At 69.7% G+C, this 16472-nt stretch carries 14 protein-coding genes; 3 read left to right on the top strand and 11 right to left on the bottom strand.

Annotated elements, in window-relative coordinates:
* Nucleotides 1–5 precede the first annotated feature (5 nt).
* From AC4PWQ_RS03740 to serS, 4 genes are all read right to left on the bottom strand, one after another.
* Nucleotides 6–971 (bottom strand): NYN domain-containing protein, encoded by a 966-nt coding sequence (locus tag AC4PWQ_RS03740; protein ID WP_492089799.1) that lies wholly within the window; start codon nt 969–971, stop codon nt 6–8.
* Nucleotides 972–1125: 154 nt separating this feature from the next.
* A complete protein-coding gene (locus AC4PWQ_RS03745) occupies nt 1126–2454 on the bottom strand; it encodes an AGE family epimerase/isomerase (RefSeq protein WP_371173710.1) in 1329 nt (442 codons plus the stop codon).
* A gap of 147 nt (nt 2455–2601) precedes the next feature.
* Complete coding sequence (locus AC4PWQ_RS03750; protein WP_492089794.1) at nt 2602–3513, bottom strand: HAD family hydrolase; 912 nt, start codon at nt 3511–3513, stop codon at nt 2602–2604.
* A 1-nt stretch (nt 3514) separates the two neighbouring features.
* A complete protein-coding gene (gene serS, locus AC4PWQ_RS03755) occupies nt 3515–4786 on the bottom strand; it encodes a serine--tRNA ligase (RefSeq protein WP_492089795.1) in 1272 nt (423 codons plus the stop codon).
* Nucleotides 4787–4941: 155 nt separating this feature from the next.
* Between serS and AC4PWQ_RS03760 the strand changes: the two genes are divergently transcribed.
* Nucleotides 4942–6318: an alpha-amylase family glycosyl hydrolase gene (locus tag AC4PWQ_RS03760; protein WP_492089796.1), complete on the top strand. Its 1377-nt coding sequence runs from the start codon at nt 4942–4944 to the stop codon at nt 6316–6318.
* 72 nt (nt 6319–6390) lie between these two features.
* Here the strand turns inward: AC4PWQ_RS03760 and AC4PWQ_RS03765 are convergent, their stop codons facing one another.
* From AC4PWQ_RS03765 to AC4PWQ_RS03790, 6 genes are all read right to left on the bottom strand, one after another.
* Nucleotides 6391–7890: a hypothetical protein gene (locus AC4PWQ_RS03765; protein ID WP_492089797.1), complete on the bottom strand. Its 1500-nt coding sequence runs from the start codon at nt 7888–7890 to the stop codon at nt 6391–6393.
* A 365-nt stretch (nt 7891–8255) separates the two neighbouring features.
* Nucleotides 8256–9407 (bottom strand): diacylglycerol/lipid kinase family protein, encoded by a 1152-nt coding sequence (locus AC4PWQ_RS03770; RefSeq protein WP_371163958.1) that lies wholly within the window; start codon nt 9405–9407, stop codon nt 8256–8258.
* A gap of 11 nt (nt 9408–9418) precedes the next feature.
* Entirely contained in the window at nt 9419–10480 is a 1062-nt protein-coding gene (pheA, locus tag AC4PWQ_RS03775) for a prephenate dehydratase (RefSeq protein WP_371163959.1), read from the bottom strand.
* Nucleotides 10481–10535: 55 nt separating this feature from the next.
* On the bottom strand, nt 10536–11345 hold the full coding sequence (locus tag AC4PWQ_RS03780) for a glycosyltransferase (RefSeq protein WP_371152936.1): 810 nt from the start codon (nt 11343–11345) through the stop codon (nt 10536–10538).
* A gap of 165 nt (nt 11346–11510) precedes the next feature.
* On the bottom strand, nt 11511–12365 hold the full coding sequence (locus tag AC4PWQ_RS03785; RefSeq protein ID WP_371152937.1) for a DUF5926 family protein: 855 nt from the start codon (nt 12363–12365) through the stop codon (nt 11511–11513).
* A gap of 27 nt (nt 12366–12392) precedes the next feature.
* Complete coding sequence (locus AC4PWQ_RS03790) at nt 12393–12740, bottom strand: rhodanese-like domain-containing protein (protein ID WP_371163960.1); 348 nt, start codon at nt 12738–12740, stop codon at nt 12393–12395.
* Between the two features lie 134 nt (nt 12741–12874).
* Here AC4PWQ_RS03790 and pgm point away from each other — a divergent pair, with 134 nt between their 5' ends.
* Nucleotides 12875–14545 (top strand): phosphoglucomutase (alpha-D-glucose-1,6-bisphosphate-dependent), encoded by a 1671-nt coding sequence (pgm, locus tag AC4PWQ_RS03795; protein WP_371152939.1) that lies wholly within the window; start codon nt 12875–12877, stop codon nt 14543–14545.
* Between the two features lie 205 nt (nt 14546–14750).
* The gene (locus tag AC4PWQ_RS03800) at nt 14751–15842 is read left to right on the top strand and encodes an App1 family protein phosphatidate phosphatase (protein WP_371152940.1); all 1092 of its coding nucleotides are present in this window, start codon (nt 14751–14753) and stop codon (nt 15840–15842) included.
* Nucleotides 15843–15894: 52 nt separating this feature from the next.
* Here the strand turns inward: AC4PWQ_RS03800 and AC4PWQ_RS03805 are convergent.
* Nucleotides 15895–16472: VIT1/CCC1 transporter family protein (locus AC4PWQ_RS03805; protein WP_492089798.1), on the bottom strand; the 578-nt coding region annotated here is incomplete at its 5' end.

Consider the following 16472-nt stretch of genomic DNA (forward strand, 5'->3'; position numbering starts at 1 on the left):
GACCTTCAACGAGTCTGAGGGTTTGCGCAAACGCACTGCCTGAAAACCTTGCGTGCCTTCCCAAGCTCTCCCCCGCTAAGGCGCCCTCCACCTTGCAGTCTTGCGATTGCTCCTACAAACGGGCGGTCAAACTCGCTGGGAATCTTGCCCGTGCTCTCGAGCTGGGCTCGTAGCTGCTCCAGACGCCTGGCGTCAACCTGTGCGATCAAACTGGCAGCCACCCTGCGAGCACTCTCGTCGAGTTCCTCCCCAGTGACGATTTCCAAATCGACCTGTATGCGACTGGCCTCAGGTTCAGGCTGACCGGCACAGACACGCGACCGAGCCTCCGGCTGCACGCTTTGCCCAACTGCACTGTTCTCCGGGGCAGGCTCCAGGTGATTCTTGAGCCATTCCTCGGGGAGGACAGCCACGGTGTCTGCCTCGTGCCGCAAGGTTCGACTCATGTTCCTCGCTATATTGCCGGCCCCAAGCAAGTGGACCCTCAGACCGAACGATTGCGCCAGACTCACCGCGATTCGAATGTCCTCATCCCCGGACACAACCACGGCGTCGCTGATCGCTCTGTTTCGTGCCAACTCAACCAGGTCAGTAACAATCAGGGTGTCCACGCCCTTCTGCTGCCCGGCCCCGTTTATGACTCCCAACCGAAGCTTAAGAGACGGGAGAACGGCGAGCTCCGCTTGAGCTGCGGTTAGCTCAACTCCCGGAACGGCGTCATACCAGTATGTGCGCAGGATCTTTGCACCATCACATAGCTTCTCGGCCTCATGCACTAGGGACCTGATGCACTCTGCAGGATCGGTGAGTCTGAGCCGCCTGCGCTCTACGGCCTCCCCGAACGCTGCACTGCTTCCGGCCGCGAAGAAGTATCCCGCGTCAACGAGCAGCGCATACCGGTCCACATCGCCCCCAGGCAGAAAGAAGAATAGGCCCCTCGAGAGGGGCCATAAGTCGGGCGCGTAGTTCATAACGCCCAACTGCCAGCAATCCTAACTGTGGCTCTGTACTCCTTGCAAGACGCAGACATCCCCTGTGGATAAGTCTTGTTTGCGCACCGGTAGCTGTCGGGTACCTTTCAGGTACCCGACAGCTACCGGGCGTCACAGAGAGAAAGCCGGATAGCTAGAACCAGCGACGCTTCTTGCGCTCCTCCTGCTTCACGCACCATTCCGTCTCATCCAGCATCCCGGCCGCCAGCGCGCTCGCGAAGGAAGGCGCCAGGGACAGGCGCGGCATCAGCATCGCCTGCAGTGCGTGGTAGATGTCAGGCTTGCCCTCCCACGTGCCGGTGGACAGGCGGTTGTCCGGGCCAAGCTCGTGGATCCAGGCGCCCGGGCGCTCGCGCACGAACTCCTCCACGTAGTCCAGCCACGAGCGGTAGCAGTGCGTGTAGTGCTCCACGCTGCCCTGGCCCGCGCCGTCGTCCAGCAGGGCGCGGCGCAACGCAGCGGCCGCAGCGATGCCCTCGGCAACCACCCAGTGCATGCGCTGACGCACCACGGGAGCGCCGTCGAAGTCCGTGGTGTAGATGAAGCCGGGCGCCCCGTCCACGCGCCAGCCGTCCGTGCGGGCGGTCTCAAACAGCTCCTCCGCAGCTGGCAGCAGCCAGTCGGGGGCCTCGATGTCCGCCACCCGCAGCGCCGCGCGCAGCTGCACCAGCAGGCGGGACCACTCCAGGGCGTGCCCCACGGTAGCGCCGTACGGGCGGAACGGGTCGGCCGGGTAGTCGCGGTTGTACTCCAGGTCCACCTGGTACTGCTCGGTGTAGTGCTCCGGGATGCGCCAGTTGTGGGCACGGGCCTCCATGTTGATCACCCGGTCGGCGATCCGCAGGGCGCGGCGCAGCCACACGTAGTTGCCCGTCACGTCCGAGGCCGCGATGTACGCCTCCACCGTGTGCATCGCGGCGTTCGCGCCCCGGTAGGGCTCGCACTCCGTGTAGTCGCGGTTGTAGGACTCCCGCACCATGCCCGCGTGGTCGTCCCACCAGTGCTGCTCCTGGTCCAGCAGCGCCTGCTCCAGCAGGTCGTGGGCACCCGGCCGGTTCGCCGCAGTCGCGGACGCGGCGGCCAGCACCACGAAGGCGTGGGCGTAGGCGCTCTTGCGGGCCCCGCCCTCCCCGATCGGTACGCCGTGCCCCGAGTCCAGGGTGGGAGAGATGGAGCTGAACCAGCCGCCGTGCTCGTGGTCGCGAAAGACCGTGCGCAGCACGCGCACGCCGTGGTCAGCAAACCGGCGCGAACCCGGCAGGCCCAGCATGGCCCCCAGACAGTAGGCGTGCGTCATGCGGCACTGGATGTAGAGCTCCAGTTCCTTTCCCGGCATCGGGTTTCCCTTGGAGTCCAGGTAGCCGAACCCAGCATCCAGGCGGGAGGCACGGCCAAACTCCAGCAAGGCCCGCGCCTCGTCTCCTAGCCAGCGCACGTGTTCCGTTGCGTTGAACCAGCTCATCGATCCTCCTTGATCGCACCGAGGCGCCGCGCGTCCACGCAGCGACAACTTAGGTTAGCGTGACCGCCCCCACATTCGGAAAATCTTGGAGGTGCAAATGTGGGGGAAGTTGGGCGCGGACCGGGAGGGGAGCCTCCGGCGCGCCCGCTACCGCTCCAACAGGGCCTGCAGCACCAGGGCAGCACCGTCCTCACCAACGGGGGCGGTGACGAAGTCGGCCGCGCCGCGCACCACCTGGGAGGCCTGGCCCATGGCCACGGAGAACTCCGCCCAGTCCAGGATTTCCAGGTCGTTCATGCCGTCCCCGATGGCCACGGTGGCGTGGCGGGAGATGCCCAACTGCTCGCGCAGCGTGTCGCAGCCGGTGGCCTTGTTGATCCCCGGCGGGGTGAGGTCCAACCAGGACTCCCAGCCGATCGCGTATGAGACGGACTCCAGACCGATCGCCTGGATGCGGCGAGAGAACTCGCTGACCTCCATGCCGCGCGCCACCATGACCACGCGGCTGACCGGGTCGGCACTCAGCTCCTCGAAGGGCACCACGTTGATCGCGTCGGCGAACTCCTCGAACGGCCAGGGGCGGTTGGCCTTCATGCCGCCCTCGCCGGTCTCGGTGGCGAAGAACGCGTCCGGGACGGCCTGGCGCAGCTTCTCCAGGGCGGCACTCGCGTCGTACAGGTGCTCGGTCAGCACGGTGAAACCCGTCTCGCCCTCGCCGCGCTCCCCCGTCAGGCGGGCCGTGAGCGCCCCGTTAGAGCACACGGCCCAGCACTGGGTGTGTCCCAGCAGCTCGGCGGCCGCGCGGATACCGCGCGGCCCCCTCCCGCTGGCCAACACCAGCCTGGTCCCGGCGGCCCGGTGCGCCGCGAGCGCCTCCCGGACAGCGGCAGAGACGGCCTGGTCGTGCCCCAGCAGGGTGCCGTCGATGTCCAGGCAGATCATCAGCTCCGGCCCTGCCGCTGGCAGGGCGCGCGGCAGGGCCCGCCGGATGCGCCCCCGCCACTCCCGGGCGCTCAGGTCGCTACGAGCCCCCAGGTCGTGCAGCTGGTCCGCACTCACCTCAGGCCTTGGACTCCAGCACTTCCAGCCCGCCCAGGTAGGGACGCAGCCCCGCAGGGACGCGCACGGAGCCGTCCGGCAGCTGGTGGTTTTCCAAGATCGCCACGATCCAGCGCGTGGTGGCCAGCGTGCCGTTCAGGGTGGCGACGGGCCGCGTGCCGCCCTCAAAACGCTCCCGCACTCCTAGGCGGCGCGCCTGGAACGTCGTGCAATTCGAAGTAGAGGTGACCTCCATGTAGCGCTCCTGGCTGGGCAGCCAGGCCTCGCAGTCGAACTTGCGGGCGGCGGAGGTGCCCAGGTCACCGGCGGCAACGTCGATCACCCGGTAGGGCAGCTCCACCTTGGCCAGCATCTCCTGCTCCATGGCCAGGAGCTTCTTGTGCTCCTCCTGCGCGTCCTCGAGGCGGCAGAAGGAGAACATCTCCACCTTGTTGAACTGGTGGACGCGGATGATGCCGCGCGTGTCCTTCCCGTAGGAGCCGGCCTCGCGGCGGTAGCAGGAGGAGTAGCCGGAGTAGCGGATCGGTCCGTCGCTCAGGTCCACGATCTCGTCGGCGTGGTAGCCGGCCAGGGCGACCTCGCTGGTGCCGACCAGGTAGAGGTCGTCGGCGGGCAGGTAGTAGATCTCGTCGCTGTGCTCGCCCAGGAAGCCGGTGCCGCTCATGACCTGCGGGGAGACCAGCGTCGGGGTGATCATCGGGGTGAAGCCGTGGGCGAGCGCCAGGTCCTGCGCGCAGGCCAGCATGGCCATCTCCAGGCGGGCGCCCAGGCCCTTGAGGTAGTAGAAGCGCGCCCCGGATACCTTGGTGCCGCGCTTGGTGTCGATGGCGTCCAGGCCCTCGCCCAGCTCCAGGTGGTCGCGCACCCGCTCCACACCCTCCGCGGCGAAGTCGCGGATCTTGCCGACGTGCTCCAGGACCACGTAGTCGTCCTCGCCGCCCTCGGGGGCGCCCTCCACCAGGTTGGGCAGCTGGCGCAGCAGCTTGTCCGCCTCGGCCCCGGCGGCGTCGGCCTGCGCCTCTGCCTCCTTCACGGCCGCAGAGAGTTCCTTTGCGCGGGCCAGCACGGCGGGCCGCTCCTCCGGGGAGGCCTTGCCCACGGACTGGGAGACTCGCTTCTGCTCCGCGCGCATTTCCTCAAAGCGGGTGAGGGTGGAGCGGCGGGTTTCGTCAGCCGCCAGGATCTGGTCCACCAGGGCTTCGTCGGCGCCACGGGCGCGCTGGGAGTCACGGGCAATCTGGGGGTTTTCACGCAGAGCACGCAGGTCGATCATGGGATAAGCCTAGCCCGGGGCCACTTCATCCCCGGACCGCCCACACTGCCGCCAGCAAACTAGCGCCAATCAGTGATCCACGGCACAATGGGAGCGGGTCTGGTGCCGCCCGGCGCCCGGTCCACAGTCTTAACAGCGAGGGAGCTGCATTAGTAATGAGCTGGGTTGACAGCACGTGCTTCTGGCACGTCTTTCCCCTTGGAATGGCTGGTGTTTTGCACGGGCCGCGCACCGACAACCCCGATCCGGGCGGCCTGGACATAGTTTCCTCGTGGCTGGACCACGCCAAGGGCATTGGCTTCAGGGGCCTGCAGTTGGGCCCGATCTTCGCCTCCACCTCCCACGGCTACGACACGGTGGACCACTTCCGTATCGATCCGAGGCTGGGGGACGACGCCGCCTTCGGCCGCCTCGTGGACGCGCTGCGTTTTCGCGGCATGCGCCTGCTGCTGGACGGCGTGTTCAATCACGTGGGCGCCCAGCATCCGTGGGTGGAGGACGTGCGCCAGCGGGGCCGCGACTCCGAGTTTTACGACTTCTTCCACGTGTCCTGGAACGTCGCCACTGGCGAGGGCCCGTACTTCCACAACTTCGAGGGGCACCCGGACCTGGTGACGTTGAACCTGCGCAACCCCCGCGTGCAGGACTACATCGTGGACGTGATGTGTCACTGGATGGAGCGCGGGGTGGACGGCTGGCGCCTGGACGCTGCCTACACGCTGGACCCTGCCCCGCTGCGGGCAATCGTGGAGCGCGTGCGTTCGCGCTTCCCGGAGGCCTTCATTTACGGGGAGATGATCCACGGCGACTACGGCCAGTTCGTGGAGCGCAGCGGCGTGGATTCTGTTACGCAGTACGAGCTGTGGAAGTCGATCCGCTCCTCGCTCTGCGACCGCAACCTGTTCGAGCTGGAGTGGAACCTGCGCCGCCACAACGCGATGCTGGACCACTTTGTGCCGGTGACGTTCGTCAGTAACCACGACGTCACCCGCATCGCCTCCGCCCTGCCGGACCCGCGCGACGCCGCGATCGCGGTGGCTGTGCTGCTCAGCGTGGGCGGCACCCCGCTGGTCTACTACGGGGACGAGTACGGCCTGGAGGGTGTGAAGGAGGACCGCCCCGGCGGGGACGACGCGGTTCGCCCCACCTTCCCGCCGCCGTGGGACTTCCACCCGCGCCCTGAGCAGGATGCCGCCGCCGGCCTGCACTACCACCTGCTGCGCTGGCGCTCTTCCCACCCGTGGGTGAACACCGCCCGTACGGAGGTCCTGGAATTGACCAACCAGTCTGCGGTGGTGGCGATTCGTCCGGCCAACCGCCCGGCTGCGGTTTTGGGGGCCGACGACGCCCTGCCTGCCGCCCCCACAGGGGAGGCCCGCTTGGCTATCAACCTGAGTGACGAGATTGTGGAGTTGCCGGTGCCGGGTGCCACGCACGTGGAAGCCGGGACTCACTCACAGGTTTTGGGGAGTGGTTCTTTGGCTCGAGTCCGGTTGGCTCCTCACGGTTGGGCGCTGTTGGCGGTGGAGTAGCCGCCAGACGTAGTGGGGGGTGGCCCAGCCTGCCGGCTGGGCCACCCCCCACGTTGCTTGAGTTCGGCTGCCCTACAGGTTCGGGGAGTTCAGCTCAGCCATCGCGTCGAAGAAGGCGATCAGGGTGCCCACCAGCGGCGAGCCTCGCCCGATCTCCACCAGCGTGTCGGCGCCGCCGAAGATGAGGGACAGCGACGGGTCGGCGTCGCCCATCAGGGAACCCACGCTGGCCAGCGCCGACTCGCTGGCGCCGAGGGTGAACAGGTTCAGCGCGCTAGAGGTAGCGGAGATCCGCCAGCCACCGTCTTCCTGAACAGTGAAGATGCCAAAGCGCTCAGGGTGGGCCACGCGGTCGTTCAGGTCGAGCTCGCCCTCCAGGATGCCGTCCTCGGTCGCAGTGATTGCGGCACCGTCGTACTGGAGGCGGTAGGCGCCCCGCTTACCGGGGAAGCCGCCCTTGAAGTCGACGACGGTGGTGCCCGGGGAGACGATGGCGCCGCCATCCACCTCGGTGGAGGTGAGCGCCCAGGTGATCTCTGCCCCGTTCAACGCGGAGATCATCTCTTCCACGCCGTGCGCGTCACCGAAGTTGGGCTTCGCAACCGTTTCACTGAGCTGCTCCAGGGCGGATGCGCCGTAGATGGCTGCGCGGCGGCGCTCGGCGAGCGGCAGGTAGCGGATCACGTCCTCGGCAGCGAAGTCCTGCGGCTGGCTGACCTTGGTCAGGGCCTCGACGAAGCGCTGCACGGCCTCCTCGGGAGTACCTGCGTCGGACTTAATGTTCAAATAGTCGGCCTGGTAGTTCGGGACGATCCCGCTGCTGGCTGCGGTGGACTCGTCCTGGCTCAGGCTCGGGGAGATGTACCAACGTCCGTCTTCGCGCACCGCCATCAGGGCGAGGGCCGCGCCGGAATTGGTGGCCTCGTTAACCACGTCGATCTGGGTGCGCTCGCTCTTGAACTCCTGCCCAACCTGAGACAGGGCCAGGTTCTCCATCGGGGTGATCTTGTCCCCGCGAGCGGCGCGCCAGCGCTCGGCCAGCTCGTTGCCGAGCTCCGACTTGACCTCCAGGTCGATCTTCCAGGTGTTGATGTTGATCTTGGCCAGGTCGTCGGTGTACTTCTCCACGCTGGTCTCCAGCGTGTTGTCGTGCACCACGATGTGCTTGCCGTAGGCGCGCAGCGCGTCCGTGCCGACCAGCTCATCCACCTTGAACAGGTCCCCGACCACGTCCTGCACCTCCACCGCGTTCGCCATGTCCGCCGGCGAGATGAGGCCGGACAGGGCCACCAGGTCGGACTTCTCGATGGCGGCATCCAGGCTGGAAACCAGCTCCTCGGGGCTGGAGGCGCCGGTGCTGTTGTGGGCAAAGGTCATGTACCCGGCCACGGAGACCGCCGCGACGCCCGCCACCAGGCTGGCTGCGGCGGCCGCCACCAGGCCCTTGCGGTAGGGGCGCTTGGCGGGTACCGGTGCGGCGAGTGCCTGGGGCTGTGCTGCGTAGCCCTGCGGGGCTTGCCCCATCGGCTGGGGCGCAGGGAACTGACCGGGAGTGGGAGTCTGCGAAGACATTGGGAGACCTCATCTACCGAAAACGTTTACTCGTCGATCGTATTACCTGGCCCCCGGGCCGCAACCGGTAGTCGAGTGTCTGTGCGCTCACCCCCGCATGGGGCAGGCAACTCACACGTGCGCGTCCTAGCCGCGCCGCCCGACGCGCACCCTCGCGCCGCCCAGCGAGCACCCTTGCGGTGCCCGGGCGCGTCTAGCGCGGTCCGGACGCGCCCACCGTCCCCCAAGCTCGCAAATGTTGCAACGGGGTACATCCGGCCGCTTGGTGCCATGGCACCGGTCGGTCGTATGTACCCCGAACTCGCTCTTGTACGCTCGGGGGCGCCGGGCCACCCCGACGGGAAACCACGCCGCCAGCTTGCCGACTAGGGGACGCGCACCAGCAGCGCCCCGCGCTGCAGCCGGGCGTGCAGGGCCACGGCCCGCCCCAGGTAGTCGCCGTCCACCTGGGTCGGCTGCGGGGAGCGCAGCCGCAGGGAGAGCGTGCGGGTGCGGCGCATGATCATGTTGGCCAGCGCCCCGGTCACCGCCCGGCGCGGCCCGATCCCCCGGGTCATCACGCCGCCGGCCAGGGCCATCCAGCCCACCGGCCCGGCGGCGGTGTCCACCGCCACCACATCCAGCCAGCCGTCGTCCAGCTGTGCGTCGGGCACCAGCTGCACCCCGCCCTGCAGCCGCCCGCAGTTGGCGATCAGCACCGAGCGGGCGGCCAGGTTCTCCTGTTCCCCGGCGCCGAGCTCCAGGCGGGCGCGCATGCGCTTGCCCCACAGGTGCTTGGTACTGGCTAGCACGTAGGCCATCCACCCCACCCTGTCCTTCAGGCCATCGCCCACGGACTCCATGACGGCGCCGTCAAATCCGACCCCGCTGATGACCAGGAAGGGCTGGATGGTGCGGGTGGTGGTGGCCGGGGCGGGCGGAAACGCGGGCTCCACGTCGAAGCCAGGCTCCACGCTCTGCTGCCCGGCGTCCTCCGTGACGTCTGCGGCCAACCAGCCCACGTCCATGCGGCGGTTGTGGCCGGTGAAGGCCACCCGCAGCTGCTCGGCCAGGGAGGACAGGGGCAGTTCCAGGTTGCGGGCCAAAAGGTTGCCGGTGCCCTGCGGCAGGATCGCCATGGGCACCTCGCTGCCGGCCAGTCCGGCGGCCACCGAGCGGACGGTGCCGTCGCCCCCGACGGCCACGACCACGCTCGCCCCGGCCTCCACTGCCTGGCGGGCCTGGCCGGTGCCCGGGTCCTCCACGGTGGTCTCCAGCCAGACGGGCTCTGCCAGGCCCGCGTCCATGGCGGTGCGCAGCACCAGGGCCTCCAGCTCTTCGGTGCGCTCCAGCTTGGACGGGTTGTGGATGACGTAGGGGCTGCCTGCCGCCCGGACCTGCGGGGCCGGGGCGATCCCCTCCTGGCCCTTGCCGCCGCGCAGCTCACCGCGCAGGCGCAGCGCCACGGCCAGTGCCACCAGTCCCGCCGCCAGGCCGGCCAGGGCCACACCGAGGGCGATCCAAGTCACCGCTTCCATCCGTCGCCCTCCTAGTGGCTCGCCTTAGCCTGGTCGACGCTCCCCCCGGCCGCATCGCCCACCGCGCCGCTACTAGCAGGGCCGCCACTAGCGGCACCGCCGGCATCTTGCGTCGCGCTGTTCCCGGTGGAGCCGGCCAGCCGCCCCACGATCCGGGACACCCAGGCCCGGGCCGCCACGAAGTCGGCGTCCAGGGTGCCCGGCAGCGGGATGGCGGGCACGCCGTCGGCCTTCGGGTAGGAGCCCAGGAACTGCACGCGCGGGCTGACCCGGTGCAGGCCCAGCAGGGCGGCCTGGACGCGTTCCTCGGCCGCGTGCCCGTCGATGTCGATGGAGAAGGCGTAGCGGCCCAGGCGGTCGCCCACAGGGCGGGACTCGATGCGAGACATGTTCACGCCGCGCGCGGAGAACTGCTCCAGCATGTTCAACAGCGCACCGGCCTCGTTGTCCCCCAGCTGCACCATGAGGGTGGTCTTGTCCGCCCCCGTCGCTGGGGGCAGCGCGGCGGGGCGGCCCACCCGCACGAAGCGGGTACGCGCATCGGGGTTGTCGGCGGCGTCGTCGGCCAAAATCTCCAGGCCGTACTTTTGCGCGCTCAGCGCGTTGCACAGGGCGGCCTCGTATCCGGGGTGGGGCTGGCCGGGCGCCAACAGTTCGGCGGCGGCGGCCGTGGAGGTGGCCGGCAGGTGCACGGCGGAGGGAATGTTGGCCGCCACCCACTTGTGGCACTGTGCCCACGCGTGCGGGTGGGTGGCCACGCGGCGAACGTCCTGCAGGCGCGTGCCCGGCCGGGCGGCCAGCACGAAGCTGATCGGCACCACCATCTCGCGGTTGATCCACAGCTCGTCGCCGGCCACCAGGGCGTCCAGCGTCGCGTTCACGCCGCCCTCGATGGAGTTCTCGATCGGCACCACCGCGTACCTGGCCCGCCCCGAGCGCACCGCCGCGAGCGCGGCCGGCACCGAGGAGCAGGGCAGGTCGGTGTCGCCGTATGAGGCCACCTGGCGCAGCGCCATCTCGGTGAAGGTGCCGTGGGGGCCCAGGAATGCGTAATCCACCTCGGGCGTGTCCATGCTTCTCCTTCACCGCCGCGCCTACACCTGCGGCACAGACTAGCGGCAGCGGCGCCTATCGGCCGGACTTGCCCATGGAGTCGATCCGGAAGGGCTGGCCCGGCTTGGCGCCCGCCTGGGCGCGCATGCGGGCGGCCAGCGGCGGGCGCACCCGGAACAGGCGGCGCGACCACATCGCGGCCAGCACGTCCCGCAGGCGGCTGAACCGGGAGGAGCGGCCCAGGCCGGCGCGGCGCGTGGTGGGCACGTCGCACACGACCTCCTGCACCGACAGGCCAGCCATCAGCATGTCCACGGTCATTCCCGGCTCCAGGCCGCCGCCCTTGGAGAAGGGCAGGGCGGCGGTGGCGGCCGCGCGAGTCATGCACCGGTGGGGGCTGAGCGGCTGCTCCGCCACGAACCCGGTCAGGCGGGCCATGCCGCGCCGGGCGCTGACCTCGGCGCGTCCCAGCGCGGGGGCGTCGGAGGAGATGGCGATGGCGCAGTCCACCTGCCCGTCCAGCACGGCGGTGACGGCGGGGGTACATTCGGCGGCCGAATCGCCCAGCCAGGCGTCCATCAGCAGGATGTGACGCTCGGGGTGGCCGGGCACGTCGCGCATCGCCACGACCTTGATACCGGTCTCGGTGGCCGACGCCTTGCCCCTGTTAACGGAGTGGCGCACCACCACGGCGCCGGCGCTGCGGGCCGCGTGCTGGGTCTTGTCGGTGGAGCCGTCGTCCACCACCACTACCAGGTCGACGGCCGGGATCGCGCGGCAGGCCCGCACGGTGGCGGCGACCACCGGGGCCTCGTTGTACGCAGGAATGACCACTGCGACGCGCTGATCTGCGTGCGCGCCAATTGCTGCCTGCGTTAGCTCCACGCCCCCTACCTTAACGCCGCCGGGCAGGGGCGGCCCACCGGCCATTATTTCTATTTGGTAGCAAAGCGCCCGCGAGGCGGGGAGGGCGGCGATTTGCCTGCACCCTCCCCGCCTCGCGGGGACCGATTTGGGGGACGACGCTGCCGCGCCGCGCCCCTGTTTTGCTTAGCGCAGCGTTACCTGGCGGGAGACCATGCCGGCGCGGGCGCGGCGGGCGTCCGCAGACAGCGGGGAGTCGTCCTTGAGGGCCTCCTCCAGGCGCTTGGCGAGCTCGGCCAGGGGCGCGGCCACGCCCTCGGCGCCGGTGCCGTCGGCCAGCTCCCACACCGGGACCAGCACGCCGTAGGAGCGGAAGGCGCCCACGAAGCGGGTGCCCTCACCCAGGTTGCACTTGCCCTCGGCCTGCAGGCGCGCCAGGGCGTCCCACAGCTCGTCCTCGTCGCCGGGGTAGACCCAGCGCACGAACTCGTGGTTCATGGAGCACCAGAAGGCACCCTCCACGCCGGCCACCCGCTCGGAGGGGACCATGCCCTGCGCGGACTCCTCTAGCGCCTTTTCCAGCTCGGCGGTGCGCTCGGCGTCCTCCTCCAGCCAGAAGGAGAAGTCCTTGTGCAGCTCGGCGGCCACCGGCACGGCCGGGTCCAGGATGTCCTGCAGGCGCGCGCCCGGCTCCAGCAGGCCCAGCGTGCCCACCAGGTTGCCCGGCTCCAGCTCCAGGCCGGCCTCGATGGCGGCGGCGTAGTCACGCGAGACGTCGCCGGACTTCGCCTGCGTCTGCATGCCGATCAGCAGCATGCCGTCCTGGCGGCGCAGCGCCGGGGCCATGTTCGGCAGCACCGTCACGAACAGGACGTCCTGGCTGCCGTAGTCGGCGTTGGTGCGCAGCTTCGCGGAGGCGGCAGGCAGCAGCTCGCGCATCGCCACCAGGTCGGCCTCGCCAGACAGGCCCTCGAAGGGGCGGTCCACGTAGGCAACACGGGCGCGCTTGGGCGCCCCAGACTTGCGGTTCTTCTTACCCATGACGCACAGCGTAGCGGCCTGGGGCCCTCAGTCCACGCGCGGGACGTCGCCGTCCTCGCTCACCAGCGGCAGGCCCGCCTCGGCCCAGGCCACCATCCCGCCGGCCAGGTTCAGGGCGTCGATCCCGTTCTCCGCCAGCATCTTGCAGGCGCGGGAGGAACGGCCCCCGCCGTGGCAGACGATGATCAGCTCACCCTCGGGCAGGTCGTCCAGGGCGTCGGCCAGCTCACCGGAGGGGATGTGCACGGCACCGGGGGCGTGCCCGGCCTCCCACTCGTCGTCCTCGCGCACGTCGATCAGCGTGTAGCCCTCCGGGACGGGGGTGTCGAAGTCCAGCATGTCGACGGTGATGTCACCAGAAACAGGAAGAGTCATGCCGCCACCATAAGCACGGCCGCCGCGCCACCCCAAGCTCGAGACGGCAGTTTTCTTTAGCCACCAGCGGAAGCCCAAATAAAACAGACCAGAGGGCCCACAGTTAGCCCCATCACAGTGAGAAAATTGGGCCCATGCACGAACGAGCAGGCACACGAGCCCTTCCTGAAGACCTAATCGACGTAGACGCGCTCCTCACCGCGTACTACGAAATCGAGCCGGACCCCACGGACCCGAACCAGCAGGTCGTGTTCGGCACCTCCGGCCACCGCGGCTCCTCCCTGGACGCCGCCTTCAACGAGGCACACATCGTCGCCATCACCCAGGCGATCATCGAGTACCGCCGCCTGCAGGGCACCACCGGGATGCTCTACATCGGCTGCGACACCCACGCGCTCTCCGAGCCGGCCTGGGCCACCGTGGTCGGTGTGCTCACCGCCGCCGGCGTGACCATCGCCGTGGACGCGCGCGGCTCCTTCACCCCCACCCCCGCCGTGTCCCACGCGATCCTGCGCGCCAACGGCGCCGGCTCCGCCCAGGGCGTGCGCGTGGAGGGCCCGGACCGGGCCGACGGCATCATCATCACCCCGTCCCACAACCCGCCCCGCGACGGCGGCATCAAGTACAACCCGCCCCACGGCGGCCCGGCTGACACCGACGCCACCAAGTGGATCGCGGCACGCGCCAACGAGCTGCTGGCCGGCGACTGGAAGCAGGTGCCCCGCCTGGCCCTGCCGGCCGCCCAGGAGAGCGAGTACCTGGTGCGCCACGACTACCTGTCCGCCTACGTGGAGGACCTGGTCAGCGTGGTGGACCTGGAGGCGATCCGGGCCGCCGGCGTGCGCATCGGCGCGGACCCGATGGGTGGCGCCTCCGTGGACTACTGGGGCGCGATCGCGGAGCGCTACGGCCTGAACCTGGACGTGGTCAACCCGACCGTGGACCCGCAGTTTGGTTTCATGACGCTGGACCGGGACGGCAAGATCCGCATGGACTGCTCCTCCCCCTGGGCGATGGCCTCCCTGCTGGAGCGCATGCAGGGCCCCGAGGCGGCCTACGACATCGCCACCGGCAACGACGCGGACTCCGACCGGCACGGCATCGTCACCGCCGACGGCCTGATGAACCCCAACCACTTCCTGGCCGTGGCCATCGAGTACCTGTTCGGCCACCGCCCCGGCTGGCCCGCAGACGCGGCGATCGGCAAGACCCTGGTGTCCTCCGCCCTCATCGACAAGGTGGCGGCCTCCCTGGGCCGCAAGCTGCTGGAGGTCCCGGTGGGCTTCAAGTACTTCGTGCCCGGCCTGCTGGACGGCTCCGTTGGTTTCGGCGGCGAGGAGAGCGCCGGCGCCTCCTTCCTGCGCGGAGACGGCACCGTGTGGTCCACGGACAAGGACGGCATCATCCTGTGCCTGCTGGCCTCCGAGATCACGGCGGTGACCGGCAAGACCCCGTCGCAGCACCACGCCAAGCTGGTCTCCCGCTTCGGGGAGTCCCACTACGCCCGCATCGACGCCCCGGCCACCAAGCCGGAGAAGGCCAAGCTGGCCACGCTCTCCCCGGAGAACGTCACCGCCACCACCCTGGCCGGCGACGCGATCACGGCCCGCCTGGTCAACGCGCCCGGCAACGACGCGCCCATCGGCGGCCTGAAGGTCACCACCGAGGCCGCCTGGTTCGCCGCCCGCCCCTCCGGCACCGAGGACGTCTACAAGATCTACGCAGAGTCCTTCCGTTCCGCCGAGCACCTGGCCCAGGTGCAGGAGGAGGCCAAGCAGGTGGTTTCCGCCGCCCTGCAGGCCTAGCCGCCGCTCTCACCGCCCGGCCCCTTATCCGAGCCACCCGCCCCGTCCACATGACCGCCCGCCCGGCGGGAGGCACCGGACCGTGGGCACACGTGATGGCCGACGCTCCACCCGCCGCTCTTTTCGCTGCGGCCGGTGGGGCGTCGGCCATTCTCACGCGCCCGGGCGCGGAGGAAGAAAAGCGCGCGAGGCTAGGATCGGGGCCATGAGCAACCGGAACCTTGGCGCGCGCCTGGAGGACCAACTCAACCGGCGCGGCGTACACATGCTGCGCCAGGTGGGTTGGCGTCCCCGCATCATCGGCTACGAGTCCTACGGCAGCGTCGACAAGGCCCGCGTGCTGGCCCGCGTGCTCATGGCCAAGCCCGGCAGCCCCCTGGAGGGAACGCTCATCAACGAGCTGCCGGACCCGGCCGCGCCCCTGCGGGAGATCGGCGAGGCCACGGTGCGCAGCCTGCGCCAGGCCCAGCGCGGCTGGCGCCAGTTCATCGGCTCCGCCGTGCCGTTCTACCCCGTCACGATCACGCTCGGGCAGGCGCGGATGGAGGCCAGGGCGGACCGCTCCGGCATCATCGACCTGGTGGTGCGCGACCACCAGCTCCCGCCCGGGCTGCACCACGCCCTCATCGAGGGGCCCGCCTCCGAGCCGGTGGAGACGGAGATCCACGTGGTGGACCCGGCGGTGCGCTTCGGGGTGGTGTGCGACATCGACGACACGGTGATGGTCAGCCACCTGCCCCGCCCCCTGGTGGCCTTCTGGAACGGGTTCGTCAAGTACACCGACACCCGCGAGGCCGTGCCCGGCATGCCGCAGCTGCTCAGCCACCTGGAGGCGGCCAACCCGGCCTCGCCCATGATCTACCTGTCCACCGGCGCGTGGAACGTGGTGCCCACCCTGCGCTCCTTCATGCTGCGCCACGGCATCCCGCTGGGCCCCATGCTGATGACCGACTGGGGGCCCACCAACACCGGCTGGTTCCGCTCCGGCCAGGGGCACAAGCGCACCCAGCTGCGCCGCCTCATGCTGGACCTGCCGCAGATCAAGTGGCTGCTGATCGGCGACGACGGCCAGCACGACCCGATCATCTACAGCGAGGTGGCCCGCGAGCACTCGGAGAACGTGCACGCCATCGCCATCCGCCAGCTCACCCCCTCCCAGCAGGTGCTCAGCCACCTCAGCCCGGCACCGCTGGAGGTCTACGGACCGGACTCCGTGCTGGCCGCGCCCGTGCCTCAGCTCTACGGGGCGGACGGCTTCGAGCTCAGCGAGCTGCTGGGCGCCCTGCCGCAGCCCTGACCGCCACGCCGGGGGTGACCGTGCTCGGGGCGGCGGGTGGGACGTCGGCGGCCTAGACCGACACGCCCAGCAGGGCGCCGATTCCCCAAGTGGCGGCCATGGCCAGTAGACCGCCTACCAGCAGGCGCACCACCGCGCGGCCCTTCCCGGCCTCGCCCAGGTGGGCGCTCACCCACCCCGTCAGGGCCAGGGCGACCAGCACGGAGACGAAGGTGACCGGGACCCGCACCCACGTGGCCGGGGCCAGCCACACCGCCACGATCGGCAGCAGCGCCCCCAGGGTGAAGGAGATGGCAGAGGAGATCGCCGCGCTCCACGGGTTGACCAGGGCTTCTTGATCGATGCCCGTCTCCAGGGCGAGGTGGGCGGCCAGGGCGTCCTTGGCGGAGAGTTCCTTGGCTACCTGCATGGCCGTGGCGGCTGAGACGCCGCGTTCCTGGTACATGCGGGCCAGCTCCGCCAGCTCGCCCTCCGGGTCTGCGGCCAGCTTGGCGCGCTCGGCGGCGACGATCGCGGTCCTGGCGGATGAAGCGGCGCACGAAAAACGTCTATGGGTCCCAAGAGACTCGTTGTCACGGTAGGCGATTTTCCTTAATATCGGCTTGCACAACTGAACGAAGTAAGATGACA

The sequence above is a fragment of the Buchananella sp. 103232 genome, assembly GCF_058725725.1.